Below are 2,500 nucleotides of genomic sequence, written 5' to 3'. Positions count from 1 at the left end.
ATTCATAACAGGAAACTTCGGCAAGTGGAATAAATCTTTTAGCTGATAAGTAAATTCATCAATAACGGTTGAGTATCCACAATCTTCAATAATAACTTTAACATTAGAAGGTAAATCTTCTCCTGAAGTCATCATTACAGTTGCCCCGCCCATTGAAACACCAAATAGAGCTATTTCAGCATTAGGATCTTTCTTTAAGATTTGTTGAATCCAAATCAAAACATCTTTACGATCATGCCAGCCCATACCAACATAATCCCCTTCACTATTTCCGTGCCCACGAAGGTCTGGTGCTATGACATTATAGCCTTGTTCATAAAAGTTACGAATATATTTCGTCATTTCTGATGCTCTACCATTGTATCCATGAACCACAATTGCCCATTTATGACTAGATTGTTCATTCATATATTCATAGCCTTTTAAATTCATTTTATCGAAAGAACGTATAGTTAATGTGTTAGGTTTATACTTCGATACGAAGTTCGCATTCTTTTCTTCATTTGTAGCCAATACATCTCCCGATGCATTTACCGTTTCTACTAAATGAGGATTATCTTGTAAAAACTCTTTTTCTTGTTTCGCATTCAACGCGTAGTTATAAAAATAATTCCCAACTAACATATACACGATTACTAGAAGGACTAAGACTACTATAGTAATTATACCTATCCTTTTCATATTATCTCCTTTTCTAACTTAAATCTTCTTATATTAAAGTACATCAAAAAAACAACTGTACTATTTTAACACACTGGTGAATTTTATCTTTAAGAAATAAAATAGAAAATCTTAAATTACATATCAAAAATCACGAAAGAAATCGAATAAAACTTATATAGATATGTAATTAGCTTTGAAAAAAAGTTACAAAACACAAAAAAGACGAGTCATTCTGACTCGTCTTAAGCTTGCTTGGCGACGTCCTACTCTCACAGGGACAAGGTCCCAACTACCATCGGCGCTAGAGAGCTTAACTTCCGTGTTCGGTATGGGAACGGGTGTGACCTCTCTGCCATCATCACCAAACTATGAAGGCATATTCCTTCAAAACTAGATAACATTTGCTACATATTATATGGTTAAGTCCTCGATCTATTAGTATTCGTCAGCTCCACATGTCACCATGCTTCCACCTCGAACCTATCAACCTGATCATCTTTCAGGGATCTTACTAGCTTACGCTATGGGAAATCTCATCTTGAGGGGGGCTTCATGCTTAGATGCTTTCAGCACTTATCCCTTCCGCACATAGCTACCCAGCTATGCCCTTGGCAGAACAACTGGTACACCAGCGGTGCGTCCATCCCGGTCCTCTCGTACTAAGGACAGCTCCTCTCAAATTTCCTACGCCCACGACGGATAGGGACCGAACTGTCTCACGACGTTCTGAACCCAGCTCGCGTACCGCTTTAATGGGCGAACAGCCCAACCCTTGGGACCGACTACAGCCCCAGGATGCGATGAGCCGACATCGAGGTGCCAAACCTCCCCGTCGATGTGGACTCTTGGGGGAGATAAGCCTGTTATCCCCGGGGTAGCTTTTATCCGTTGAGCGATGGCCCTTCCATGCGGAACCACCGGATCACTAAGCCCGACTTTCGTCCCTGCTCGACTTGTAGGTCTCGCAGTCAAGCTCCCTTATGCCTTTGCACTCTACGAATGATTTCCAACCATTCTGAGGGAACCTTTGGGCGCCTCCGTTACACTTTAGGAGGCGACCGCCCCAGTCAAACTGCCCACCTGACACTGTCTCCCGGGTCGATAAGACCCGTAGGTTAGAATTTCAATACAGTCAGGGCGGTATCCCACCAGCGCCTCCACCGAAGCTAGCGCTCCGGTTTCAATGGCTCCCGCCTATCCTGTACAAACTGTACCAAAATTCAATATCAGGCTACAGTAAAGCTCCACGGGGTCTTTCCGTCCTGTCGCGGGTAACCTGCATCTTCACAGGTACTATAATTTCACCGAGTCTCTGGTTGAGACAGTGCCCAAATCGTTACACCTTTCGTGCGGGTCGGAACTTACCCGACAAGGAATTTCGCTACCTTAGGACCGTTATAGTTACGGCCGCCGTTTACTGGGGCTTCAGTTCAGAGCTTCGCTTACGCTAACCCCTCTCCTTAACCTTCCAGCACCGGGCAGGTGTCACCCCCTATACTTCGCCTTACGGCTTCGCAGAGAGCTGTGTTTTTGCTAAACAGTCGCTTGGGCCTATTCACTGCGGCTTTCCGTTAAGAAAGCACCCCTTCTCCCGAAGTTACGGGGTCATTTTGCCGAGTTCCTTAACCAGAGTTCTCTCGCACACCTTAGGATTCTCTCCTCGCCTACCTGTGTCGGTTTGCGGTACAGGCACCTTTTATCTCGCTAGAAGCTTTTCTTGGCAGCGGGGAATCAAAGACTTCGCTCCATAAGGAGCTTCCCCATCACAGCTCAGCCTTCACGATAAGCGGATTTGCCTACTTATCAGCCTAACTGCTTGGACGTGCACAACCAATCG

General features: G+C 44.8%; 1 protein-coding gene and 2 rRNA genes (2 of these 3 only partly in view). All 3 read right to left on the bottom strand.

Annotated elements, in window-relative coordinates:
- A protein-coding gene (locus NZ044_RS01550; RefSeq protein WP_098506569.1) for an alpha/beta hydrolase crosses the window boundary here: on the bottom strand, positions 1–681 show its 5' portion. The gene continues 279 nt to the left of window position 1, outside the view; 681 of the gene's 960 nt are visible here — the first part of the coding sequence; its start codon is at positions 679–681; the stop codon falls past the left edge of the window.
- A 232-nt stretch (positions 682–913) separates the two neighbouring features.
- Positions 914–1,029, bottom strand: a 5S ribosomal RNA gene (gene rrf, locus NZ044_RS01545).
- Between the two features lie 49 nt (positions 1,030–1,078).
- Positions 1,079–2,500: ribosomal RNA gene (locus tag NZ044_RS01540) — 23S ribosomal RNA — on the bottom strand (it continues 1,500 nt past the right edge of the window).

The organism is Bacillus sp. FSL K6-1338 (genome assembly GCF_038006965.1).
Taxonomy (GTDB): Bacteria; Bacillota; Bacilli; order Bacillales; family Bacillaceae_G; genus Bacillus_A; species Bacillus_A thuringiensis_S.
This window is presented reverse-complemented; position numbering and strand designations above follow the sequence as displayed.